This window comes from Streptomyces roseochromogenus subsp. oscitans DS 12.976, from assembly GCF_000497445.1.
Taxonomy (GTDB): domain Bacteria; phylum Actinomycetota; class Actinomycetes; order Streptomycetales; family Streptomycetaceae; genus Streptomyces; species Streptomyces oscitans.
Window position 1 is genome coordinate 7306722 of the sequence record NZ_CM002285.1, and the last position, 24770, is coordinate 7331491.

Consider the following 24770-nt stretch of genomic DNA (forward strand, 5'->3'; position numbering starts at 1 on the left):
GCCCGCCGCTCGCCGTGGCCACCGCCGCCGACCTCGCCGTGAGCGCCCTCAACCCCTCCCTGGACTCCTGGGACCAGGCCCCGGCCGCCTGCGCCCTGGAAGCCGCGGTCACCCGGACGCTCGCCCACGCCGCCGGTCTCGCCGACGCCCTCGTCACCACCGGCGGCACCGAGTCCAACCAGCTCGCGCTGCTGCTCGCCCGCGAGGCGCACGGCGGCGTCGTACAGCTCGTGTGCGGGGCCAACGCCCACCACTCGCTGCCGCGCGCCGCCTGGCTGCTCGGCCTGCCCGAACCGGTCGTCGTCCCGGCCGCGGGCGGCACCCTGGACCTCGCCGCCCTCGACGCGGCCCTCACCACGCTCTCCGGCCCGCTGCTGGTCGCCGCCACCGCCGGCACCACCGACGCCGGCCTCATCGACCCGTTGCCCGAGATCGCCGGCCTGTGTACCGCCCACGGAGCCCGGCTGCACATCGACGCGGCCTACGGCGGAGGCCTCCTCTTCAGCGACCGGCACCGGGACAGACTCGCCGGGCTCGAGGCCGCCCACAGCGTCACCCTCGACCTGCACAAGCTCGGCTGGCAGCCGGTCGCCGCCGGTCTGCTCGCCGTCGCCCGCCCCGGCGAACTCGCCGTACTCCACCAGCGCGCCGACTACCTGAACGCCGACGACGACACCGAGGCCGGCTTCCCCGACCTGCTCGACCGCTCCCTGCGCACCACCCGCCGCCCGGACGTCCTCAAGATCGCGGTCACCCTGCGGACCCTCGGCCGCACCGGCCTGGGCACCCTGGTCGACCAAGTCTGCGCCCGTGCCCGCGAGTTCGCCGCGCTGGTGCGGGAACACCCCGGCTTCGAGCTGTACGACCGGCCCGTGATCAGCACGGTCCTGTTCCGGCCCACGGGTGCCGGCGACACCGCCGTGGCCGCCCTGCGCCGTGGGCTGCTGCAGGAGGGCCGGGCCGTCCTCGGGCGCGCCCGGCTCGACGGCCGCCTCTGGCTCAAGGCCACCTTCCTCAATCCCCACACCCGGCCGGGCGACCTGGCCCAGCTCCTGAAACTCGTGGAAGAAGGAACCCTCGGATGACCAACCCCCCACACCACGACGCCGCATCCCCCCGCGACCTGGTCGGCATCGGCATCGGCCCCTGCAACCTCTCGCTGGCCGCCCTCGCCCACCCGCTCGCCGAACTCGACGCCGTCTTCTACGACCAGCGCCCGGGCTTCGACTGGCACCCCGGTCTGCTCATCGATGGCGCCACCGTCCAAGTGCCGTTCCTGGCCGACCTGGTGACCTTCGCCGACCCGACCAGCCCCTGGAGCTTCCTCAACTACCTCAAGACCCGCGGTCGGCTCTTCCCCTTCTACTTCGCCGAGCGCTTCCACATCCAGCGCGCCGAGTACGACGGCTACTGCCGCTGGGTCGCCGAGAACCTGCCCGCACTGAGCTTCCGCCACCAGGTCGACGCGGTCCGCTGGAACTCCGAACGGGACGTGTTCGAGGTCGACTTCACCCAGCTCGGCGCCGACGGCGAGGCCGAGGCGCTGGGTCGTACCTACACCCGCAACGTCGTCATCGGCATCGGCACCGCCCCCTATGTGCCGGACCCCCTCAAGCCGCTCGTGGACGCCCCGGGCGTGCCCGTCATCCACGCTGCCGACTACCTGGAGCACCGGTCCACCCTGCTGGCCGCCGACCACGTCACCGTCGTCGGCTCCGGACAGTCCGGCGCCGAGGTCTTCCTCGACCTGCTGCGGCACCGGCCCGCCGGCCGCGAGAAGCTGCACTGGATCGGCCGCAGCGAGGCGTTCGCGCCGATGGAGTACTCCAAGCTCGGCCTGGAGCACTTCACCCCCGACTACACCCGCTACTTCCACTCCCTCGCCGAGCCCGTCCGGGACCGGCTGATCGCCGCGCAGTGGCAGCTGCACAAGGGCATCGACGCAGGTACGCTCGCCGCCATCCACGACGAGCTGTACCGGCGCTCCCTGCACGGCGGCTGGCCCGACGCCGTCCTCACCCCGGGCGTCCTGGTACGTACGGCCGGCCGGATCGCCACCACCAAGGTCGAACTCCATCTGGAACATCTCCAGCAGGGCACCCGCACCCGGCTCACCACCGGCGCGGTCGTCCTCGCCACCGGCTACCGCGAGCGCTCGCTCGACCGCATCCTCGCCGGGCTCGACCCGTACATGCGCCGCGACAGCGGCGAACGTCCGCGCATCGACGAGGAGTTCCGGCTGGTCCTCGACCCGTCCGTGACCGGCTCGGCGTACGTCCAGAACGCTGAGCTGCACACCCACGGCGTGGGCGCGCCCGACCTGGGCCTCGCCGCCTGGCGCAGCGCCACCATCCTCAACTCCCTCACCGGTGACGACCCTTACCCGCCGGCCACCAGAACGGCCTTCACCACCTTCGGCCTCCAGGACGCCCGCCCCCGGATCCCACGGGCCCGCCAGGCACTGCGTCTCACGCCCCTGGTCGAGGGAAGGTGACGAGAAGGAAGGCGAGGAACAGACCGGGCCGGAGGAAGGCCGGCCCGGCCTGGAGGAGAACTGCAAGAGAACCGAAGGAGAACCGGAGGAGAACCGGAAGAGAATGACCTGAGCATGACCGAGCTGTCAGGGCTCGCGAGAGGGGAATTCGCTCATCGGAGCGAGTGGCCGCACAATTCAACACTTGTCAATGACGCTTCACGTAAAGGTTGTTGAGTGGTCATGTGCGGCCGATTCTCTACCCGCGGGTAAGGCCTAGGCTCGACATATGCGCCGAGCAAAGATCGTCTGTACTCTGGGGCCCGCCACCGACTCGTACGACCAGATCAAGGCACTGGTCGACGCCGGAATGGACGTCGCCCGTCTCAATCTCAGCCACGGCACGCACGCCGAACACGAGGAGCGCTACCGGAGGGTCCGTAAGGCGGCCGACGAAACCGGTCGCAGCGTCGGCATTCTCGCCGACCTTCAAGGCCCGAAGATCCGGCTCGGCCGTTTCGCCGAAGGTCCGGTACTCCTTGAACGCGGCGACACCTTCACGATCACCGTGGAGGAGGGCGCCGAGGGCGACCGCCGGCAGTGCGGCACCACCTACGCCGGCCTCGCCGCCGACGTCTCGCCCGGCGAGCGCGTCCTCGTGGACGACGGCAAGGTCTGCCTGGAGGTCACCGCCGTCGACGGCCCCCGCGTCCACACCCGGGTGGTCGAGGGCGGCGTGATCTCCGACCACAAGGGCCTGAACCTCCCCGGCGTCGCCGTCTCCGTCCCCGCCCTCTCCGAGAAGGACGAGGACGACCTGCGCTGGGCGCTGCGCATCGGCTGCGACGTCATCGCCCTCTCCTTCGTCCGCAGCGGCGACGACGCCGCGGACGTGCACCGGATCATGGCCGAGGAGGGCCGCCGGCTCCCGGTGATCGCCAAGGTCGAGAAGCCGCAGGCCGTGGAGAACCTCGACGGCATCGTGGCCGCCTTCGACGGGCTCATGGTGGCGCGCGGCGACCTGGGTGTGGAGATGCCGCTGGAGCAGGTGCCGATCGTGCAGAAGCGCGCGATCAAGCTCGCCAAGCGCAACGCCAAGCCGGTCATCGTCGCCACCCAGATGCTCGACTCGATGATCGACAACTCCCGGCCGACCCGCGCCGAGGCCTCCGACGTGGCCAACGCCGTCCTCGACGGCGCGGACGCGGTGATGCTTTCCGGTGAGACCAGCGTCGGCACGTACCCGGTCGAGACCGTGCGCACCATGGCGAAGATCGTCGCGGCCGCCGAGGAGGACATGCTGGCCAAGGGCCTGCCGCCGCTGACCGAGCGGAACAAGCCGCGCACCCAGGGCGGCGCCGTCGCCCGGGCCGCCGCCGAGATGGGCGACTTCCTCGGCGCGAGGTTCCTGGTGGCCTTCACCCAGTCCGGAGACACCGCCCGCCGGCTCTCCCGCTATCGCTCGCCGATCCCGCTGCTCGCCTTCACCCCGGAGCCGGCCACCCGTTCCCAGCTCAGCCTCACCTGGGGCGCCGAGACCTTCCTCGGGCCGCATGCCGACTCCACCGACGCCATGGTCGACCAGGTGGACGAGCTGCTGCTGAAGTACGGCCGCTGCGAGAGGGGCGACATCGTGGTGATCACGGCGGGTTCCCCGCCCGGGGTCTCCGGTTCGACCAACATGGTCCGGGTCCACCACATCGGCGAGGACGACAGCCCGAAGGCATGAGAAAAGGGCCCCTCACCTGAGGGGCCCGCCAGATCGCTGACCTTGGAATCCAAGGAAAAGTGCCCCGGGTCGGACTCGAACCGACACTGTACGGGTTTTGAATCCGTTGCCTACTGCCAATTGGGCTACCGGGGCTCGCAGAATCCAAGGTTTCCCCCGACCCTCCGCGCGTCCACCATACCGTAGCTAGGTAGGCTCTTGTCAGCAGTACCCCTGCCCGGAACGAGGAGCCCCTGTGACCGCCGAGTCGCCCCAGCCCGTAGACGCGCCCGACGACGACAGGTCGCACGTGCCTCCGCTGACGACCCGAGTCGTCATCGCCGAGGACGAGGCCCTGATCCGGCTCGACCTGAAAGAGATGCTGGAGGAGGAGGGGTACTCCGTCGTCGGCGAGGCCGGTGACGGTGAGCAGGCCGTCGAGCTGGCCCGCGAGCACCAGCCGGACCTGGTCATCCTCGACGTGAAGATGCCCAAGCTGGACGGCATCTCCGCGGCCGAGAAGATCGCCGAGGAGTCCATCGCGCCGGTCCTGATGCTCACCGCCTTCTCGCAGCGCGACCTCGTCGAGCGCGCCCGGGACGCCGGCGCGATGGCGTACCTGGTCAAGCCGTTCAGCAAGAGCGACGTCGTCCCGGCCATCGAGATGGCCGTCTCCCGCTTCACCGAGCTGAAGCAGCTGGAGAAGGAGGTCGCCGACCTCACCCAGCGCCTGGAGACGCGCAAGCTGGTCGACCGCGCGAAGTCCGTCCTGCAGACCGAGTACGGCCTGACCGAGCCTGCCGCCTTCCGCTGGATCCAGAAGACCTCGATGGACCGCCGGATGTCGATGCAGCAGGTCGCCGAGGCGGTCATTGCGGACAACGAGGAGAAGAAGGCGGCCAAGAAGGGCTGACCGTCCCGTTCGTACGGCACTGCCCGCGCCCCGGAGAAGAGGGCGCGGGCAGTGCCGTACCGGTCAGTCCTCGCCGAGGTAAGCCTTCCGCACCGACTCGTCGTGCAGCAGGTCCTGCCCCGTGCCGGACAGAACGATCGTGCCGACCTCCATGACATGACCGTGGTCCGCGAGCGACAGCGCCGCCTGGGCGTTCTGCTCGACCAGCAGGATCGTCGTGCCCTGCGACTTCAGCTCGGCGATCGTCGCCATGATCTTCTGCATCATGATCGGCGACAGGCCCATCGACGGCTCGTCCAGCATCAGCAGCTTCGGCTGGGACATCAGCGCCCTGCCCATCGCCAGCATCTGCTGCTCACCGCCGGAGAGGGTGCCCGCGGCCTGCTTGCGCCGCTCGCCCAGGATCGGGAAGAGGTCGTAGGCCCGCTGGATGTCCTTCTCGATGCCTGGTTTGTCGCTCCGCAGGAACGCGCCGAGGCGCAGATTGTCCTCGATCGTCATGCGCGGGAAGATGTGCCGGCCTTCGGGGGAGTGGGCCAGGCCGAGCTGGACGATCTCGTGGGCGGGGACCTTCTTCAGCGACTTGCCGTTGAACCTGATCTGGCCGCCGACGGGCTTGAGCAGGCCCGACAGCGTGCGCAGGGTCGTGGTCTTGCCGGCGCCGTTGGTGCCGATGAGGGTGACGACCTCGCCCGCCTCGACCTTGAAGGAGATGCCCTTGACGGCCTCGATCTTGCCGTAGGCGACCCGGAGGTCCTCGACTTCGAGCAGTGCGGTCATCGGTCGCTCTCCTTGCCGGGCGCGGCGTCCGTGGTGGATTCGGCCTGGGCCTCGGCGGCCTCCGCCTGGGCCTCGGTGGCCCGGACCTCCGCGGCTTCGGCCTCGGCCTCGGTGGCCTCGACTTGGTCTTCCTCGCCTTCGCCTTCGCCCTCGCCCTCGGCAGCCTCAGCCTGGGCCTCGACGGCTTCGGCTTGTGCCTCTGCCTGTGCCTCGGCGGCCTCGACCTCGGCGACCTCCTCGGCGCCGGGGGCGTCCTCGAAGGGCTCACCGAGGTAGGCGGCGATGACCCGCTCGTCGCTCTGCACGGTGGCGCTGTCGCCCTCGATCAGCTTCTCGCCCTGCACGAGCACGGCCACGCGGTCGCACAGGTTGAAGATGAACCGCATGTCGTGCTCGATGACGAGGACGGCGACTCCCTTCTCCCTGATGGCGAGGACCAGTTCCTCGGTGGCACGGGTCTCCTGCGGGTTCATACCGGCGGTCGGCTCGTCCAGGAGCAGCAGGCCCGGTTCGCTGGCCAGGGCGCGCGCGATCTCCAGCTTGCGCTGTTCGCCGTAGGGCAGGTTGCGGGCGAGGTGCTCGGCCTTGGGTGCGAGGCCCACGAACTCCAGGAGTTCCATGGCGCGTTCGCGGGAGGCCTTCTCGGCCCGGTGGAAGCCGGGGCCGCGCAGGATGGCGGACCAGAAGCCCTCCTTCGTCCGGGTGTGCCGGCCGACGAGGACGTTCTCCAGGACGGACATGTTGGCGAACAGCCGGATGTTCTGGAAGGTACGGGCGATCCCGGCCGCCGTGACCTTGAAGGACTTGGGCGGCAGCACCTGGTCCTTGAACCGGACCTCGCCCTCGGTGGGGACGTACAGGCCGGTCAGGCAGTTGAAGAAGGTGGTCTTGCCGGCGCCGTTGGGGCCGATGAGGCCGACGATCTCGCCGCTGCCCACGGTGAGGTCGACATTGCGTACCGCGGTGAGGCCGCCGAAGCGCATGGTGACGCCGCGGGCGTCGAGGACGGTCTCGCCGCGGGTGATGGTCTGCGTGGTCATCTCAGATCAGGCCCCTGTCTTGCCGAGCACTGCGGGCGCCTCGGCCTCTTCGTGGAACTCGAGCTGGCGGCGCCGGTTGGGGACGAGGCCCTCCGGCCTGAAGCGCATCAGCAGGATGAGCGCGACACCGAAGGCGAACAGCTGGTAGTTCCCGAGGAACTGGAGCTTGTTCGGGATGAGGAAGAGCAGCGAGGCGCCGATCAGCGGGCCGCCGATGGTGCCCATGCCGCCGAGCACGACCGCGGCCAGCAGGAACGCCGAGTTGGGCGGCACGGGACCGGCGAAGTAGTACTGCTCGGGCGTGACCGTGTAGGTCACATGGGCCTGTACGGTGCCGGCCAGCCCGGCGAGGCAGGCGCCGACGGCGAACGCGATCAGCTTGACCCGGAAGCCGTTGATGCCCATCGCGAGCGCGGCGGTCTCGTCCTCGCGGATGGCGACCCAGGCCCGTCCGATGCGGGAGTCACCGCTGCGCCGGAAGACGAGGACGACGACCGCGGTGATGACCAGCATCAGGAAGAAGTAGTTGGCGAACCGGCCGATGGTGAAGCCGGCGACGTCGTGCTGGGCGCCGAGGTCGACGCCGAGGATCTTCAGGTTCGGGATCGAGGAGATGCCGTTGGAGCCGTTGGTGATGTCCGGGCCGGAGGTGCCGTCCAGGTTGTTGGCCGTGATCCGGAAGATCTCACCGAAGCCGAGCGTGACGATGGCGAGGTAGTCGCCGCGCAGCCGCAGTGTCGGGGCGCCGATGAGGACGCCGAAGACCAGCGAGGCGGCGGCGCCGACCAGTGCGGCCGCCCAGAACGGGAAGTGCACGCTGAGCGGCGAGCTGGGGGAGCCGGACACCAGGGCCGCCGCGTAGGCGCCGACGCCGAGGAACGCGACGTAGCCGAGGTCCAGCAGACCGGCGAGGCCGACGACGACGTTCAGGCCGAGGGCGACGGTGGCGAAGATGAGGATGTAGACGCCGAGGGTCGCGTACTGGTCGTCGGTCTGGGTGAACGGGAACAGGGCCGCCGCGACGAACGCGCCGCAGATCGTGATGTTCTGGTGCCTGCTGGTGATCTGCGAGGCGTGGACGATGAGCCCGGACTTGTTCAGCGCGGCGAAGCCGAACCCGGCGGTGATCAGGAAGCCGACGAAGAGTTCGTCGTACTCGGTGCCGATGCCGTAGGTGAAGACGGTCAGGGCGAGCGCGAGGACCGCGACGATGATCAGGATCTCGGCGTAGGCGGGGAGCTTGCCCACCGGGCGCGGCCGGTCGGCGGCGAAGGCGGCCTTGACGGTCTCCCAGGCCTGCCCGGCGCGGTGCCGGAACTGCTCCCAGCCGCTGTCCTCGGGGTCGACCGGGTCGGGTTCGGGCCGCTGGAACGGCAGCGCGAGGGCGCCGACGAGCGTGGCCAGGCTGGTGACGGCGACGAAGTAGCCGCCGGGCTCCAGGTTGACGACGCCGCCGAGTTCGACGCTGATCGCGATGACCGTGAACCAGGCGGTGGCGAACGTGGCGAGCGCCGCGAGCTTCAGCGCGGGGTCCGCGCCGGCCGGGGCCAGCCACTTCAGACCCTTGACGCCGTACGACGCGAGGGCGAGCAGCGTGGTCAGGGCGGCGCCGATCAGCACCAGGACCTGCAGGCCGCCGGGGTAGCCGTAGACGGTGAGGTCGCCGGGGAAATCCTGCGTCCAGGTCCAGGACAGGAACGTGGAGACGATGGTGAGGACGGCGCCCGCGGTGGCCAGGGCCCGGCCGAGTGCGGGCGGGAGGCCGATGAGTCCGGTCGGGGTTCCGGCGGCGGGAACGCTCGGGGTTTCGGATGCCGTGGTCTGTGTGGTCATCGGTGTCACGCCCTGTCCGCGACGCGCTCGCCGAGCAGACCCTGTGGCCTGAACAGCAGAACGAGGATGAGGAGTACGAAGGCCCAGACGTCGGCCCAGGACTGGCTGCCGAACTTCTCCATGCCCGGGAGGTCGGCGATGTAGGCGGTGGCCAGGGTCTCGGCGACGCCGAGGGCGAGGCCGCCGATCATCGCGCCGTAGATGTTGCCGATGCCGCCGAGGACGGCCGCGGTGAAGGCCTTCAGACCGAGGATGAAGCCCATGCGGAAGTCGATCTGACCGTACTTCAGACCGTCGGCGACACCGCCGACGGCGGCGAACGCGGCGCCCAGCGCGAACGCGATCACGATGATGCGGTCGGTGTTGACACCCATGAGCTTCGCGGTGTCCGGATCCTGCGCGGTGGCTTGCATACCGCGCCCGGTCCGGGTCTTCATGACGAAGTAGGCGAGGAACGCCATGCTGATGGGGGCCGCGACCACAAGGAAGATGTCACCGGTCTGGATGGTGACGTTGCCGATGTGGAAGGGGCCGCCGTTGATCTGCGGGAAGGTACGGGCCGACTTGGCGTCGGGGTACCAGGCCCAGACCGCCTGCTGCAGGGCCAGCGAGAGGCCGATCGCGGTGATGAGCGGGGCCAGCCGCGGTGCGCCCCGCAGGGGCCGGTAGGCGAACCGTTCCGCTCCGACGGCGACGAGGACCGCGACGATGATGCCGCCGATGAGCATCAGGGGCAGGGCCACCCACATGGAGGTGCCGTCGGGCAGGACGTACGCATAGACCGTGAGCGCGCCGAACGCGCCGGTCATGAAGATCTCGCCGTGGGCGAAGTTGATGAGCTGGACGATGCCGTAGACCATCGTGTAGCCAATGGCGACCAGCCCGTACATGGATCCCAGTAGCAGGCCGTTGACCAGCTGCTGCGGCAGTTCGTTCACCGCAAGTCCTCCGAGACTTTCGGATGTTCGATGGGGTGTGCCGGATGTCCGGATGCGAGAGCGCGCGGGGCGCCAGTGGAACAGCGCCCCGCGCGGCTCATGGGTGATACGGGTGCGGAGTGGGTCAGCCGCCGTTGTAGGTACCGGACGTCACGGTCTTCCAGGCGCCGCCCGTCACGGAGTAGACGGTGAGCTGCTTGTTCGTGGTGTCGCCGAATTCGTCGAAGGAGACCTTGCCGGTCACGCCGTCGAAGGAGACGTTCTGCATGGCCGCCGTGATCTTGGAGCGGGCGTCCGAGGGGACCTTCCCGTTGGACACGACCTGCTTGACCGCCTGGATGATCGCCCACGCGGAGTCGTAGGCGTAGCCGCCGTAGGCGCCGTACTCCTCGTTGTAGCCGCCCGCCTTGTAGTTGGCGAGGAAGTCCTTGGCGGAGGGCAGCTGGTCGAGCGGGGCGCCGACCGAGGTGGCGAGGTCGCCGTTGCTCGCGGCACCGGCCAGCTTGATGTACGTCGGGTCGTAGATCGCGTCGCCGCCGACGACCGGGATGTTGGCGCCCGCGGCCTTGATCTGCTTGCTGAGCGGGCCGGCCTGCGGGTACTCGCCGCCGTAGTAGACGACATCGGCGCCGGAGTTCTTCACCTTGGTGGCGACGGCCGAGTAGTCCTTGGTGTCGGGGTTGATGTGCTCGGTGCCCGCCACGGTGCCGCCGAGCTTCTTGAACTCGTCGGTGAAGGTGGCGGCGAGGCCGGCGCCGTAGGTCTTCTTGTCGTCGATGACGAAGACCTTCTTCTTCTTGGCCTTGCCGTACACGTACTGAGCGGCGAACGGGCCCTGGATGGCGTCCGTGGTCGCGGTGCGGAAGTACGCCTTGTACGCACGGGCCTTCTTGGTCTGCCAGTTGGCGCCCTGGGTCAGGGCCGGGTTGGTGTTGGCGGGGGAGACCTCGACCAGTTTGGCGTCGTCGAAGACCTTCTGCATGGACTCGGCGACCGAGGAGTTCAGCGGGCCGACCACACCCAGGACATCGGACTCGCTGACGAGCTTGGAGGCGTTCTGCTGGCCGGAGGAGGGCTGCGCCTGGTCGTCCAGGGGCTCCATCTTGAAGGTCACACCGTCGACGACCTTCTGCTTGTTGGCCTGCTTGACGGCGAGGTCGACCGAGTTCTTGATGCCGAGGCCGATCGCGGAGAGGTCGCCCGTGAGGGGGGCGTCGACGCCGATGACGACGGTGGTGCCGCCCTTGGAGTCCGAGCCCTTGCCGCCGCTGTCGCGCGAGCCGCAGGCGGTGAGGGTGAGTGCTCCCGCGGCCAGCGCGGCGGTGATGGCGATGAGCGAACGTTGACGCACGATCAGTCCTTTCCCCAGGACGACCGCATCCCCCTGGAAGCGGTCGAGCCGCGCGCTGCCCGACCATTCCAGCCGAAGAGGCAATCGGGGCGCGGTGACTGGCGGTGACTCTAAGCGTGTGTGGGGAACGTGGAGGAGAGTCTGACCAAGGCTGTGACTCTCTTGTTATGACACGACGTAATGCAGAGCGGTACACCCTGGGGGGAAGGGCGAAATTACGGCCGATTCGCCCGGTCCGGAATATGAGAACCCGCAGGACTCACCTTGATCAATTCAGGTGTCTCAAGGGTTTTGGTGATGACGTGGCGCCGTTGTCGCAAGGGGCTTTCCGGACCTGAGAGGCGTGCTGCGGAGGGCGCAACCGGGCGGGCGGATGTGAATGCATATTGCGCGCGTATTACGCAGAGTTACATTCAGGGAAGGAGGTCCGGCGTTCATCGGCGCAATTCCGCAGTGCGTCACGTGCCGGGTTTTCATGATCTTGCGGTCCGAACCCGCCTTTGTCCGGAAGGGGGTTCGCGGGTCCGTCACCAGCGAAATTCCCGGATACGGCCGGGCGGCCGGGGGTGTGGTGGCCGGTTGTCCCCCACTCCACGCTCAGTAGCGTCGCGCGCAGGGCCCGCCCGTGGGCCGGCCAACGTATCGGCTCTAGTGGTGTCTTGACACTGTTCCACGGGGCTGGCGCCGCGCCGCGCCGCTGTCGGCTGGGGAGGGGGGAGGGCGACGGCCGGGCGCAAGCGGCCCGGTCCGCGGTGGGCCTACGCCTGTGCCGCGTCGCCGGGCCGGGCGTCCCGCAGCAGGCAGGTCAGCCGGGCACTGCACACCCGGCGGCCCTCCTCGTCGCTGATCACGATCTCGTACGTCGCCGTCGACCGGCCCCGGTGCACCGGCGTGGCCACACCGGTCACCAGGCCCGAACGGACCCCGCGGTGGTGCGTGCAGTTCAGGTCCACGCCGACCGCGATCTTCGCGCTGCCGCCGTGCAGCATGGTGCCGACCGAGCCCAGGGTCTCCGCCAGCACCGCGGAGGCGCCGCCGTGCAGCAGGCCGTACGGCTGGGTGTTGCCTTCCACCGGCATGGTCCCGACGACCTTCTCCGGCGAGGCCTCCAGGATCTGCACACCCATCCGGGTGCCGAGGTGTCCTGCCGAGAACAGGGCGGGCAGGTCGACACCGAGCGCCGCGTACTCGTCGATGATCTCCTGCGGGAACTTCACTCGCTGCTGCTCACCCATGGGCCCGGCTCCGTTCTGCGTCCACCTGTCTGCTGGCTGAGCAAACGCTCAGTCGGTCGCCGATTGTTCCAGACGGCCCGCCGTGCTCCCTACGGGGTCTTCGAGGCGTACGACGACGGACTTGCTGGCCGGGGTGTTGCTGGTGTCGGCGGTCGCGTCCAGGGGGACCAGGACGTTCGTCTCGGGGTAGTACGCCGCCGCGCAGCCCCGGGTTGTCGGATAGTGCACGATCCGGAAACCGGGCGCCCGCCGCTCCACGCCGTCCTTCCACTCGCTGACCAGGTCGACGTACGACCCCTCGGCGAACCCGAGCGCCCGCGCGTCCTCGGGGTGCACCAGCACCACCCGGCGGCCGCCTGTGATGCCCCGGTAGCGGTCGTCCAGGCCGTAGATCGTGGTGTTGTACTGGTCGTGCGAGCGCAGGGTCTGCAACAGCAGCCGGCCCTCGGGCAGTTCGGGATACTCCACCGGCGCCGCCGTGAAGTTCGCCTTGCCCGTGGCGGTCGGGAAGCGGCGCTCGTCCCGCGGGGCGTGCGGCAGCGTGAAGCCGCCCGGCCTGGCCACGCGCGCGTTGAAGTCGTCGAAACCGGGGACCACGCGCGCGATGCGGTCACGGATCGTCGCGTAGTCCTTCTCGAACTCCTCCCACGGCACGACGCTGTCCGCGCCGAGCACACGGCGCGCCAGGCCGCAGATGATCGCGGGCTCGGACCTCAGCCGCGGGCTCGCCGGCGCGAGCCGCCCGCGCGAGGCGTGCACCATGCCCATCGAGTCCTCGACGGTCACGAACTGCTCGCCACTGGCCTGCAGATCCCGCTCGGTGCGGCCCAGCGTGGGCAGGATCAGCGCCCGCGCGCCCGTGACGACGTGCGAGCGGTTGAGCTTGGTGGACACATGCACGGTCAGCCGCGCGCGCCGCATCGCGGCCTCGGTCACCTCCGTGTCGGGCGAGGCCGAGACGAAGTTGCCGCCCATGGCGAAGAACACCTTCGCCTCGCCGTCGCGCAGCGCACGGATGGCCCGCACGACGTCGAAGCCGTGCTCGCGCGGCGGCGCGAACCCGAACTCCTTCTCCAGCGCGTCCAGGAAAGCCGGCGCGGGCCGCTCGAAGATGCCCATCGTGCGGTCGCCCTGCACGTTCGAGTGGCCGCGCACCGGGCACACGCCCGCGCCCGGCCGGCCGATGTTGCCGCGCAGCAGCAGGAAGTTGACCACCTCGCGGATGGTCGGCACGGCGTGCTTGTGCTGGGTCAGGCCCATGGCCCAGCAGACGATCGTGCGCTTCGAGGCGAGCGCCATGCCGAGTGCCCGCTCGATCTCCGTGCGCGTGAGGCCCGTCGCCGCCAGCGTCTCGTCCCAGTCGGCGGCACGCGCGGCCGCCGCGAACTCCTCGAAGCCGTGGGTGTGTTCGCGCACGAACTCCTCGTCGACCGCGCCCGACCCCGCGCCGGAGGCGCTCTCGTGCTCAGCCAGGATCAGCTTGTTCAGGAGCCGGAAGAGCGCCTGGTCGCCGCCGATGCGGATCTGCAGGAACAGATCGGTGAGGGCGGCGCCCTTCAGCATGCCCTGCGGCGTCTGCGGGTTCTTGAACCGCTCCAGGCCGGCCTCGGGCAGCGGATTGACGCTGATGATCTTCGCGCCGTTCGCCTTGGCCTTCTCCAGCGCGGAGAGCATACGCGGATGGTTCGTCCCCGGGTTCTGTCCGGCGACGATGATCAGGTCGGCCTTGTAGAGGTCTTCGAGCAGGACGCTGCCCTTGCCGATGCCGATGGTCTGGCTGAGCGCCGATCCGGACGACTCGTGGCACATGTTGGAGCAGTCCGGCAGGTTGTTCGTGCCCAGCTCGCGCGCGAAGAGCTGGTACAGGAACGCGGCCTCGTTGCTCGTACGGCCCGAGGTGTAGAAGACGGCCTCGTCCGGGGAGGAGAGGGCGGCGATCTCCTCGGCGACGATGTCGAAGGCCCGCTCCCAGGTGACCGGCTCGTAGTGCGTGCCGCCCTCGGCGAGGTACATGGGATGCGTGAGCCGGCCCTGCTGGCCCAGCCAGTAGCCGCTGCGGCCGGCCAGGTCGGCGACGGAGTGCGCGGCGAAGAACTCCGGGGTGACACGGCGCAGCGTGGCCTCCTCGGCCACCGCCTTCGCGCCGTTCTCGCAGAACTCCGCCTTGTGCCGGTGGTCGGGCTCCGGCCAGGCGCAGCCCGGGCAGTCGAAGCCGTCCTTCTGGTTCACCCGCAGCAACGTCAGCGCCGTGCGCCGCACGCCCATCTGCTGCTGGGCGATGCGCAGCGTGTGCCCGATGGCGGGCAGTCCCGCGGCCGCGTGCTTCGGCTCCGCGACCTGCGGCGCGTCCTGGACCGGATCACCCTTGGGCGGCTTCGTCGCCATCGCACGCTCCCCTTCGACTGCGTGTGAGAAGTACGCGGACGATCCTCCCACGGGCCACCGACAACGACGCCGTCGCCCGTCCTCTCTCCCTTCTCCCTCCGATCTCCTCCGAGGTGTCGGGCAGGCTTCGAGAGGCGTCGGGCAAGGAGTCGAACCGTCCTCAGCCACCTCCCGACCCCGGTCACTGTGTCCGCGCTCACACCCACCAGCGAGACGCGACCCGGACTGTCAGTGCGGCGTGGCAGGATCGGGGACGTGGCAGAGACAGCATCGAAGAAAACCGACAAGACCCCCGGCGGTGGCCGTCCCCGGCTGATGCTCATGGACGGGCACTCGCTGGCCTACCGCGCGTTCTTCGCGCTGCCCGCGGAGAACTTCACCACCGCGACCGGCCAGCCGACGAACGCGATCTACGGCTTCGCGTCGATGCTGGCCAACACCCTGCGTGACGAGGCGCCCACGCACTTCGCCGTGGCCTTCGACGTCTCGCGCAAGACCTGGCGCTCCGAGCGCTTCACCGAGTACAAGGCGAACCGCTCCAAGACCCCGGACGAGTTCAAGGGTCAGGTCGAGCTGATCGGCGAGCTGCTCGACGCGATGCACGCCCCGCGCTTCGCCGTCGAGGGCTTCGAGGCGGACGACATCATCGCCACCCTCGCCACGCAGGCCGAGGCCGCGGGCTTCGAGGTGCTGGTCGTCACCGGCGACCGCGACTCCTTCCAGCTGGTCACCGAGAACATCACCGTGCTGTACCCGACGAAGGGCGTCTCGGAGCTGACCCGGTTCACCCCGGAGAAGGTTCTGGAGAAGTACGGCTTGACGCCTGCCCAGTACCCCGACTTCGCGGCCCTGCGCGGCGACCCGTCCGACAACCTCCCGGGCATCCCCGGCGTCGGCGAGAAGACCGCCGCGAAGTGGATCAACCAGTTCGGCTCCTTCGCGGACCTGGTCGAGCGCGCCGACGAGGTCAAGGGCAAGGCCGGGCAGAACCTCCGCGACCACCTGGAGTCGGTCAAGCTCAACCGCGTCCTCACCGAGCTGGAGCGCCAGGTCGAACTGCCCAAGGCAGTCCCCGACCTGGAGCGGGCCCCGTACGACCGCAAGGCCGTCGCGATGGTCCTGGACACCCTGGAGATCCGCAACCCGTCCCTGCGCGAGCGCCTCTTCGCCGTCGACCCGGGCGCCGAGGAGGCCGAGACCAACCCCGTGGCGACCGGCGGCGTGGAGATCGACGGCAAGATCTTGCGCACCGGCGAGCTGGCCCCCTGGCTCGCCGAGCACGGCGGCGGGACCCTGGGCGTCGCCACCGTCGACACCTGGGCACTGGGCACCGGCTCGGTCGCCGAGGTCGCCCTGGCCGCGGCCGGGGGAGCGGCCGTCCGGTTCGACCCGGCCGAGCTGGACGAGGCCGACGAGAACGCGTTCGCGGCCTGGCTGGCCGACGCCGCCCGCCCCAAGGTGTTCCACGACGCCAAGGGCGCCATGCGCGTCTTCGCCGAGCACGGCTGGTCCGTCGAGGGCGTGACCATGGACACCGCGCTCGCCGCCTACCTGGTCAAGCCGGGCCGCCGCTCCTTCGACCTGGACGCACTGTCCCTGGAGTACCTGCACCGCGAGCTGGCGCCCGCCGCCGCGGCCGACGGCCAGCTGGCCTTCGGTGCCGACGACGGCGCCGAGGCCGAGGCGCTGATGATCCAGGCCCGCGCGGTCCTCGACCTCGGTGAGGCCTTCGAGACCCGCCTGGAGGAGGTCGGCGCGGCGGACCTGCTGCGCGACATGGAGCTGCCCACGTCCGCGCTGCTCGCCCGCATGGAGCGGCACGGCATCGCGGCCGACCGAGCACACCTGGAGGCGATGGAGCAGACGTTCGCGGGAGCGGTCCAGCAGGCCGTGAAGGAGGCCCACGCGGCCGCCGGTCACGAGTTCAACCTGGGCTCGCCCAAGCAGCTCCAGGAGGTCCTCTTCGGCGAGCTGGCCCTGCCGAAGACGAAGAAGACCAAGACCGGCTACACCACCGACGCCGACGCCCTGGCCTGGCTGGCCACCCAGACCGACAACGAACTGCCGGTGATCATGCTCCGCCACCGCGAGCAGGCGAAGCTGCGCGTCACGGTCGAGGGGCTGATCAAGACCATCGCGGGCGACGGCCGTATCCACACCACCTTCAACCAGACGGTGGCGGCGACGGGCCGCCTCTCCTCCACGGACCCGAACCTGCAGAACATCCCGGTCCGCACCGACGAGGGCCGGGCGATCCGCCGCGGCTTCGTGGTCGGCGAGGGCTTCGAGTCGCTGATGACCGCCGACTACAGCCAGATCGAGCTGCGCGTGATGGCCCACCTCTCCGAGGACGAGGGCCTGATCCGGGCGTTCACCTCCGGCGAGGACCTGCACACCACGGCCGCGTCCCAGGTGTTCGGCGTCGAGCCCGCCGCGGTGGACGCGGAGATGCGCCGCAAGATCAAGGCGATGTCGTACGGCCTGGCCTACGGCCTCTCCGCGTTCGGCCTCTCCCAGCAGCTGAACATCGAGGCGGCCGAGGCCCGCGCCCTCATGGACGCGTACTTCGAGCGCTTCGGCGGCGTCCGGGACTATCTGCGCCGGGCGGTCGACGAGGCGCGGGCGACGGGCTACACGGCGACGCTCTTCGGCCGCCGCCGCTACCTCCCCGACCTCAACAGCGACAACCGCCAGCGCCGCGAGGCGGCCGAGCGCATGGCCCTGAACGCGCCCATCCAGGGCACGGCGGCCGACATCGTCAAGATCGCCATGCTCAAGGTGGACAGCGCGCTGCGGGCAGCGGACCTGAAGTCCCGCATGCTCCTCCAGGTCCACGACGAAATCGTCCTGGAGATCGCCCCCGGCGAGCGGGCGGCCGCGGAAGAGATCGTCCGCCACGAAATGGCGAACGCCGTCCACCTCCACGCCCCCTTGGACGTCTCGGTCGGCGCGGGCCCGGACTGGGAATCGGCGGCGCACTAGCCTGCGGGGCTTGAGCGGAGGGGCGGTGCGGCCGAGGCAGGCTGCACCGCCCCTCCGCCACCCCACCGGCGCTGGAGATTCTCTCCGCATCCCCTCCCACCAGCACACCGAACCGGCGCCCACAAGAACCCGTCGGCCGAACCCCGGGAGGGACCGTCACTCACGTGGCCCCCGCCAAAACGCCCCCCACCCCCACAGCCGCAAAACTGCGGGCATGGGTATACGCATGCTTCACCGCCGGACGCCCGAGGCAGACACCCGGGCCTGGGCGGACACCGCCTCGGCGCAGGCCATGCCCGCCTCGCCGGTCCCGGCCCTCACGGCCGACGCAAGCACCGCCCGCATTCCCACCGGCCTGGCCGCGGCCGTCCGCAGAGCCGTCACGGACCTCCGGCACGGACGCGCCGGCGGGACCGCCCACGCGGGCCGCACCCCGGACTGGCGCCAGTGGACCGACCTGGCCCGCGGCTACCTCGCCCTCGCGCTCACCGCGATCCCGAGATCGCGCCCCCGGCCGACCCTCACGGTCTTCGTCGCGTCCCTCACCGAGCGACCGGCCGCTCCGGGCCCGCACCGACCACCCCACCGGGATCACCCTGATCACCGGGACTCCCCGGACCGTTCGGAACCCGGTCCCGACGCCACGCCCTGACCCTGGCGGCGTACAGCACCAGCCCCAGAACCACCCCGGTGCCCGCCCCGAAGCACAGGGCAGGCAGCAGATCCCACAGCCGCCTCGGCGTGCCCACGGTGGTCCACAAGCCATCGCCCCGGCCGCCGTACAACCGCCGATCACCGTCCCGGCCACCCGCCGGTCCCGCACGGACAGCACGGGCACCCCCGCCGGCTCCCCGCCCGGCGCCCGCCGCACCGCACGCACGGCGAACACCGCGATCACGAGCGCGCCCACCACGGACGAGCCGTACTGCAGCCACAAGAACAGCGGCAAGCCCGCCGGCCGGTCCCGCTCGATGGCCGGAATCAGCCGCGTCCCCCACCGCCCGTCATGCGTGAACGCGTCCCACACCACATGGGTCAGCGCACCCAGCACCGCGGAGACGTACCACCACACCACCGAGCCGGCCCGTACCCGCGCGTGTGGCGCACCGCAGCGAAGCAGTACGGCCGGCCGCCCCTGCAGGCCCCCGGGACAGCAGTGCGAGCAACGGTTCGCGGACGAGCAGCCACAGCCCCACCAGCGCCCGGGAGATGAGCACGTCGACGGTGAAGACCCCGGCGAACGAGTGGGTGACCGCGCCGAATTCCATCCCGCCCGGCAGGACACTCGCCGCATAGAAGGTCATGCCGGGCGGGAAGGAGCCCGCGAAGAGCACCGCCGGCACCAGCGGGCCGCAGCCGGATCCGTCCCGGCGGACCGCGGGCAGGACGGCCGCCGCATGGCTGAGGGTGAACGGCAACAGAGTTCCCCGAGGCGGTCGTCGGCCACGGCGTTGAGCCGGTGAGCGAGTTCCGTCCAGTATGCGCGCCCCCCCCGCGCGGGACGTACGCGACAACAGGAGTCGGCCAACCGGTGAAATCGGGCGAGAACGGGTCCCGACGCACAGCAAGTTGCCGTAGGGTCACCTGGGTCGCCGTGCCGAACGCACGGTCGTACACGCCACGCACCAGACGGCGCACTGATGGAAGGACGCCTCAGGCGCAACCTGAACACCGGGTCAACCGTCACACCAGAGCGAGGGCAGACCGACGGAGACGGGCGCGGGGCGTCCACGGGAGGGGTTCACTCGATGGCGGCGCATTTCGGAAGGCGGCTGCGCAAGGGGGCGGCGACCACCGCCGTGGCTGCGGCAGCGGTCGCGGCCCTGTCCGCGTCCCAGGCTCCGGGAGCGGCCGGCGAGGACCACGGCAGACAGACGACGGTCGGCGCCTCCGCTCCCGTACCCGATGCGACCTCCGACGGCAACGCCACCGGCAACTCGCCGTACTACACGGACCTGCCGCCGCTCAACAGCCCCCGTCCCAGCCCCTCGCCGACGACCGCCGGCACCCCCGTCGCCACGGGCGACGCCGAGGCCGGCATACCGGCGACGGTCCTCGACGCCTACAAGAAGGCCGAGGCCGAACTGCGCTCCACCAAGCCCGGCTGCAACCTGCCGTGGCAACTGCTCGCCGCCATCGGCAAGGTCGAGTCGGATCAGGCCGACGGCGGCCGGGTCGACGCCGACGGCACCACGATCGGCCGGATCCTGGGCCCGGCGCTCGACGGCAACGGCTTCGCGCTCGTCAAGGACACCGACCACGGCGAGTACGACGGCAACACCGAGTACGACCAGGCCGTCGGCCCCATGCAGTTCATCCCGTCGACCTGGGCCTGGGCGGGCCGCGACGGCAACGGCGACGGCAAGAAGGACCCCAACAACGTCTACGACGCCGCTCTCGCCGCCGGCCACTACCTGTGCCGCAACGGCTGGGACCTCTCGCGCGAGGACGACCTGCACAGCGCGATCCTCAGCTACAACGACTCGCAGGACTACCTGAACACCGTCCTGTCGTGGCTGGAGTACTACCGCAAGGGCACCCACTCCGTGCCCGACGGCACCGGCAGCGTGCCCGGTCATCGCAGCGACGACGGCAGCCGGCACACCCAGTCCCCGAAGCCGTCGAACCCGCCGAAGACCAAGCCCGACCCGAAGCCGGCCCCCCAACCGGACCCGAAGCCCAGCAAGCCCGGCGGCAGTGGCACTCCCAGCCCGAAGCCGCCTGTTCCGCCGACGCCTCCGCAGACCCCCACCGACACGGTGGACCACCTGGCGGACGCGGACACCGCACAGCTCACCGCGATGGCCGGTCACGCCTTCACCGAGCGGATCGGCACCCGCGCCGAGACCAAGGCCGACAAGTCCGTCGCCAAGGTCCGGATCAGGTTCACGATCAGCGGGGACACCGACGCCACCTTCACCGGCGGCGAGACCGTGGCCACGGTCACCACCGACGCCCAGGGCGTCGCCCTCGCACCGGCGCTTCAAGCGGGCGAGAAGACCGGCGACTTCAAGGTCACCGCCACCGTCGTGGGCCGCTCGGTCAAGGGCGCCGACTACACCGCCACCGTCACCGAGCGCGTCGCCGACACCCTGACGCGCACCAGCGACACCCCGCTGACCTGCACCCCTGGCGGCGAGTTCGCCGACCAGGTCCAGGTGAAGGCGACATACAAGGGCGCCGTCGCGGACAAGGTGGCGGCCACCGCCACTCTGATCAAGTCGTCGCGCGACACCAGCGAGAACGACAAGGGCCCCTACTTCAAGGACAAGGACGGCAAGCCCGTACGCACCCTCGACGGTCTGCAGACGGACGCCAAGGGCCTGCTCACGCTGCCCAAGCTGTACGCGGACGACAACACCGGCACCTTCCTGCTCCGCATCACCACGGCCGGTGGCACGACGCTGACCGTCGAGCTGAAGGTCGCCGCCGACGACACCTCGGCGAGCCCGTCCCCGAGCCCGTCCGCCTCCTCCTGACACCACACGCACCGGCAGGGCGCCCTCTCCGCACCGGCGGGGAGGGCGCCCTCGTTCGTCCGTGCACCGCTGTTCTCATCTCACCCGCCCGTTGCTACGGTGCCAGACCTGACGCTCCATCAGGAAACTTGGGACACAGACCGTTCGCCGGGAGGCCCGTATGCGCGCCCTGATCGCCGCCGCGACCGGTCTCGCCCTCGCGCTCGCCCTGGTCCTGGCGATGACCGCCATGGGTACGCCGTCGGGCCGTACGTCCCCCAAGCCGCTGCTGTCGACGGTGCCCACGCACCCGTAGCGCCGTAGCCGCGCCCGTCCGGGAAGGAGGCCTGCAATGCGCCGCAAGGCAAGCCTGGTCCTGCTCGCCTGCGCCGTCTTCTGCGCGGCGCTGTCCCCGCTCATGCGCTGGTACGCCTTCCCGCGCCTGGCCAGGATCCCCGCGAATCAGTACCAGGTCATGGTTCTGGAGGCCAAGGGCGCCACCCTCCTCGACTACGGCACGATGCGCGCGCGGAAGGTCTCCAAGGTCACCATCGTGGAGACCCTCAAAGGCAACGTGGAGGCCGCGAAGAAGATCGAGAAGACGGCGGGGCGGCCGGTCGTGGTCTGGGACAGCCTCTCCTACGTCCAGGGCCCCGACGGCAAGATGGTCTCCCGCGTCCCCGAGCGCTACATCTTCGACGCCCACAGCCAGGACCCCGTGCACGCCACCGGCGAGATGGTCGACGGCGACCCGGTCAGCCGCGGGGGCATCGAGTTCAAGTGGCCCTTCCTGACGCAGAAACGCGACTACGAGTACTTCGACGCGCAGACCCGTACCACCAGCCCCATCCGCTACAAGGGCACGCAGACGTTCCGTGGCCTGAAGGTCTACTACTTCGAACAGACCATCCCCTGGACCAAGGTCCCCATGCCGAAGACGATGCCCGTCCAGGGCATCACACCGGAATCGGTCGCCAAGACGGGCACCACCCGCTGGTACAGCACCGTCCGCAGGTTCTGGGTCGAACCGGTCACCGGCGCGCCCGTCTACGGCGAGGAGCTCCACAAGGAGGAACTGCGCGGCGGCACCCTGCTCGGCGGCCGAGCCGGCGTCACGGCGTTCGCCGGGGACGTGAAGATGCGCGAGGACTACATCGAGCACACGGTCGCCCTGGTCAAGCACAACCGCACCCTGGTCCTGATGCTCACCTCGTACGTCCCCTGGGGCTCCCTGATCCTCGGCCTGCTCCTCCTCGCTCTCTCCCTCTACCTGGAGGCCCGCGCCCGGCGCCCCGGGGACCCGGCTCCCGAGGAGGCGACGCAGCCCGAACCGGTCAGCGCCTGAGCCGTGCGTTGGTGTGCCGGGTGGGCTCGGCGGTCGCCGGGTCCTCGGGCCACGGATGCTTCGGATACCGCCCGCGCAGTTCCGCCCGTACGCCCTTGTAGCCGACCTTCCAGAAGGAGGCGAGGTCGGCGGTGACGGCGGCGGGCCGCCCGGCGGGCGAGAGCAGATGGACGAGCAACGGCACCCCCGCCACGGCCGGCGTCTGCGCCAGCCCGAACATCTCCTGGAGCTTCACCGCCAGCACCGGCCGCTCCGGGTCCCGATAGTCGATCCGGATTCTGGACCCACTCGGTACGGTGATCCGCTCGGGCGCCAGCTCGTCCAGCCGGCCGGCTTCCCCGCCGGCCCAGGGCAGCAGCCGAGCGAGCGCCTGCCCGGCGTCGATCCGGCCGAGATCCGCCCGTTGCCGAGCCCGGCCCAGCTCCGGCTCCAGCCATTCGTCCACGCGCGCGTGGAGCGCATCGTCGGACACATCCGGCCACGGCTCCCCGAGATGCGCCCGCAGGAATGCCAGCCGCTGGCGCAGCATCCCGGCCTCCGGCGTCCACCGCAGCAGCCCGAGCCCTTCCTGCCGGAGGCCTTCGAGGAGGGCAGCGCGTACGAGCGCCGGATCGGCGTCCTTCAGAGGCCGTACGGCCAGCTCGATGGCGCCCAGACGTTCGACATGCCGGGCTACGACGTCCCCGTCGGCCCAGTGCACCTCGTCCCGCTCGCCGAGCAGGGCCCCGGCGGCGGCGAGCGCCACGCTCTCCTCCACGGCAGCTCCGAGCCGCACGCGCGCGTGCCCCTTCCCGGCGGGCCGGTCGGCGACGGCGACGACGATCCAGGGAGCGCCTCGCAGAGCGGACCCGTCGGACAGCTCGGCCCGGGTGCCGGACGCCATCAGGTACGACCCGCCGTCGAGCCTGGCGACACGCTCGGGGAAGGCGAGCGCGGCGACGAACCCGGCGAGCCGCTCATCACCGGTGCCCGGCCCGACCCCAGGGGCACCTTCTATCCGACAGTCACCGGCGGGCGGGTGGGAAACCTCCTTGGAGGCGGTCCGCAGCCGCCGCACTTCGGCAGACCACCGCGCAGCGTAGGCGTCACCCTCACGCCGCGCACGGCGCAACGCACCGGCGAGATCATCTCCGTAATCCCGCGGCACCTCTTCAGAGAGCAGGGCGACAACCTCCGCACCCCCGCCGGTCGTATCCAACAAGGCCCGCCCCAGCCGGGGGTGCACTCCAAGTCGAGCCAGCCGCACACCGACCGACGTGGCCCTACCGACGGAGTCCACCGCCCCCACCGCCGTCAGCGCGGAGCGCGCCGCCGCCATCGCCCCGCCCGGCGGAGGATCGAGCAACGCCAGCCCGGAGGCGTCCGGATCGCCCCAGCAAGCCGCCTGCAAGGCAAACGCGGTCAGGTCGGCCACCTTGATCTCCGGCGCCGGAAACGCCGGCAGACGCCCGTCCTCGGCCTCCGCCCAGCACCGGTACACCGTCCCCGGCGCCTCTCGCCCGGCCCGCCCCGCACGCTGCCGCCCTGCCGCCCGCGACGCCCGTACCGTCGTCAGCCCGCTCAGCCCGCGCGCGTGGTCCACCCGCGGCTCCCGTGCGAGCCCCGAGTCCACCACCACCCCCACCCCGGGCACCGTCAGCGAGGACTCCGCCACCGAGGTCGCCAGCACCACCCGGCGCCGCGCCCCGGGCGCCAGCACCGCGTCCTGCACGGCGGCCGGTGCCCGCCCGTGCACCTGCAGCACGTCGATGTCGCCGAGTCCGCCCAGCTGCCCCGCCACGCGCGCGATCTCGCCCACGCCGGGCAGGAAGCACAACACGTCGCCGTCCCGCTCGGCCAGCGCCCGCCGCACCACCGAGGCCACATGCGCCAGCAGCGCCGGATCGACGCGCATCCCGTGCGGCGGCCGTACCGGACGCACCGGAGGCGCCCACACCACCTCCAGCGGATGCGCGACGCCGTCCGCCTCGACCACCGGCGCCCCGCCCAGCAGCTGCGCCCAGCCCTGCGCGTCCGTCGTCGCCGACGCGGCCACCAGCCGCAGCTCCGGCCGCAGCGCCTGCCGTACATCCCACAGGAACGCGGCCGCCGTGTCGGCGTCCAGATGCCGCTCATGGCACTCGTCGAGAACGACGACGTCGACGCCGGGCAGCTCCTGGTCCCGTTGCAGCCGCTGCAGCAGCACGCCGGTCGTCACGACCTCCACGCGCGTGTGCCGCCCCCCGGCCCGCTCGCCGCGCACCGTGAAGCCCACGCTCTCGCCGGGCTTCTCACCGAGCAGCCACGCCATCCGGCGGGCCGCCGCCCGTGCCGCGATCCGGCGCGGCTC

The 24770-nt window shown here is 70.8% G+C and carries 17 protein-coding genes, 1 tRNA gene and 1 pseudogene; 9 read left to right on the forward strand and 10 right to left on the reverse strand.

All coding sequences use genetic code 11. From position 1 onward, the window contains the following. The 3 genes from M878_RS81210 to pyk form a co-directional block, all read left to right on the forward strand. A partial coding sequence (locus M878_RS81210) for a pyridoxal phosphate-dependent decarboxylase family protein (protein WP_023551510.1) occupies positions 1–1085 on the forward strand: 1085 nt, incomplete at its 5' end. Further along, entirely contained in the window at positions 1082–2494 is a 1413-nt protein-coding gene (locus M878_RS81215; protein ID WP_023551511.1) for a lysine N(6)-hydroxylase/L-ornithine N(5)-oxygenase family protein, read from the forward strand. The genes M878_RS81210 and M878_RS81215, both read left to right, overlap by 4 nt. 268 nt (positions 2495–2762) lie before the next feature. After that, positions 2763–4202, forward strand: a complete 1440-nt coding sequence (gene pyk, locus M878_RS81220; protein ID WP_023551512.1) for a pyruvate kinase — start codon at positions 2763–2765, stop codon at positions 4200–4202. Positions 4203–4262: 60 nt separating this feature from the next. Here the strand turns inward: pyk and M878_RS81225 are convergent. After that, positions 4263–4337: transfer RNA gene (locus M878_RS81225), tRNA-Leu, on the reverse strand. A gap of 100 nt (positions 4338–4437) precedes the next feature. Between M878_RS81225 and M878_RS81230 the strand changes: the two genes are divergently transcribed. Continuing rightward, positions 4438–5094, forward strand: a complete 657-nt coding sequence (locus M878_RS81230; RefSeq protein ID WP_023551513.1) for an ANTAR domain-containing response regulator — start codon at positions 4438–4440, stop codon at positions 5092–5094. 63 nt (positions 5095–5157) lie between these two features. Here M878_RS81230 and M878_RS81235 read toward each other — a convergent pair whose 3' ends face one another. From M878_RS81235 to M878_RS81265, 7 genes are all read right to left on the reverse strand, one after another. Next, positions 5158–5874 (reverse strand): ABC transporter ATP-binding protein, encoded by a 717-nt coding sequence (locus M878_RS81235; protein ID WP_023551514.1) that lies wholly within the window; start codon positions 5872–5874, stop codon positions 5158–5160. Beyond that, positions 5871–6914, reverse strand: coding sequence for an ABC transporter ATP-binding protein (locus M878_RS81240; RefSeq protein ID WP_023551515.1), 1044 nt, complete (start codon positions 6912–6914; stop codon positions 5871–5873). Before M878_RS81240 ends, M878_RS81235 begins: the two co-directional genes overlap by 4 nt. A gap of 6 nt (positions 6915–6920) precedes the next feature. Beyond that, positions 6921–8747 carry a branched-chain amino acid ABC transporter permease gene (locus tag M878_RS81245; RefSeq protein ID WP_023551516.1) on the reverse strand — a complete coding sequence of 609 codons (1827 nt, stop codon included), beginning with the start codon at positions 8745–8747 and terminating at the stop codon, positions 6921–6923. Between the two features lie 5 nt (positions 8748–8752). Then, entirely contained in the window at positions 8753–9685 is a 933-nt protein-coding gene (locus M878_RS81250) for a branched-chain amino acid ABC transporter permease (RefSeq protein ID WP_023551517.1), read from the reverse strand. Positions 9686–9809: 124 nt separating this feature from the next. After that, positions 9810–11036 (reverse strand): branched-chain amino acid ABC transporter substrate-binding protein, encoded by a 1227-nt coding sequence (locus tag M878_RS81255; protein WP_023551518.1) that lies wholly within the window; start codon positions 11034–11036, stop codon positions 9810–9812. A gap of 758 nt (positions 11037–11794) precedes the next feature. Then, on the reverse strand, positions 11795–12271 hold the full coding sequence (locus tag M878_RS81260; protein ID WP_023551519.1) for a hotdog fold thioesterase: 477 nt from the start codon (positions 12269–12271) through the stop codon (positions 11795–11797). A gap of 48 nt (positions 12272–12319) precedes the next feature. Next, on the reverse strand, positions 12320–14656 hold the full coding sequence (locus tag M878_RS81265; RefSeq protein ID WP_023551520.1) for an FdhF/YdeP family oxidoreductase: 2337 nt from the start codon (positions 14654–14656) through the stop codon (positions 12320–12322). A 255-nt stretch (positions 14657–14911) separates the two neighbouring features. On the opposite strand from M878_RS81265, the gene polA reads away from it, so the two are divergent. Continuing rightward, the gene (polA, locus tag M878_RS81270) at positions 14912–17638 is read left to right on the forward strand and encodes a DNA polymerase I (RefSeq protein WP_023551521.1); all 2727 of its coding nucleotides are present in this window, start codon (positions 14912–14914) and stop codon (positions 17636–17638) included. 214 nt (positions 17639–17852) lie between these two features. Next, entirely contained in the window at positions 17853–18290 is a 438-nt protein-coding gene (locus M878_RS99050; RefSeq protein WP_209445698.1) for a hypothetical protein, read from the forward strand. On the opposite strand, the pseudogene M878_RS81275 reads toward M878_RS99050, so the two are convergent. After that, positions 18181–19056 (reverse strand): annotated as a pseudogene (locus M878_RS81275) (DUF4184 family protein). The gene M878_RS99050 and the pseudogene M878_RS81275 overlap by 110 nt on opposite strands. 330 nt (positions 19057–19386) lie before the next feature. Here M878_RS81275 and M878_RS81280 point away from each other — a divergent pair. The 3 genes from M878_RS81280 to pgfA all read left to right on the forward strand — a co-directional run bounded on the left by M878_RS81280 (position 19387) and on the right by pgfA (position 22441). Next, positions 19387–21117: a lytic transglycosylase domain-containing protein gene (locus tag M878_RS81280; RefSeq protein ID WP_023551524.1), complete on the forward strand. Its 1731-nt coding sequence runs from the start codon at positions 19387–19389 to the stop codon at positions 21115–21117. Positions 21118–21277: 160 nt separating this feature from the next. Continuing rightward, complete coding sequence (locus tag M878_RS96805; RefSeq protein ID WP_023551525.1) at positions 21278–21412, forward strand: SPW_0924 family protein; 135 nt, start codon at positions 21278–21280, stop codon at positions 21410–21412. A gap of 36 nt (positions 21413–21448) precedes the next feature. Continuing rightward, positions 21449–22441, forward strand: a complete 993-nt coding sequence (pgfA, locus tag M878_RS81285; RefSeq protein ID WP_023551526.1) for a cell envelope lipid trafficking protein PgfA — start codon at positions 21449–21451, stop codon at positions 22439–22441. On the opposite strand, the gene hrpB is transcribed toward pgfA, so the two are convergent. After that, on the reverse strand, positions 22431–24770 hold a 2340-nt coding region (gene hrpB, locus M878_RS81290), incomplete at its 5' end, for an ATP-dependent helicase HrpB (protein WP_023551527.1). The two genes, pgfA and hrpB, sit on opposite strands and share 11 nt — an antisense overlap.